The sequence below is a fragment of the Citrobacter sp. Cpo142 genome, from assembly GCF_030332425.1.
Classification (GTDB): Bacteria; Pseudomonadota; Gammaproteobacteria; order Enterobacterales; family Enterobacteriaceae; genus Citrobacter; species Citrobacter portucalensis.
Genome location: NZ_JAOWHW010000070.1, coordinates 1 through 273, shown reverse-complemented (window position 1 = coordinate 273; position 273 = coordinate 1). Strand labels below are relative to the sequence as shown.

The 273-nt window shown below is 62.6% G+C and carries 1 pseudogene; it reads left to right on the top strand.

The annotated features are described in order from the left end of the window. Positions 1-273 (top strand): annotated as a pseudogene (locus OGY18_RS03435) (transcriptional regulator); the annotation flags it as partial.

Below are 273 nucleotides of genomic sequence, written 5' to 3'. Positions count from 1 at the left end.
TTACGTACTGCGGGCAGTGAGACGCAGATGGTGCCCGACGTGCTTATCTTTGCCCACCGCAGCGGGATGGCCGGTCTTTTCCCTGGCTTTGACCGTCGTCTGGTAAACGCACTGCTGATGTGCGATGAGTCTCCCTGCGTAATCGCACCCGCCAGTCCGGCTCCTTCGCCATCAGGCGCATTGTCTTTCTGGCGACTGATTCAGGCCATTACCGGGCGCAGGCGGGTGACGCTGATTGCGGAGGGGCGACGCTGTGAGCGCCTGGCTCCCTGC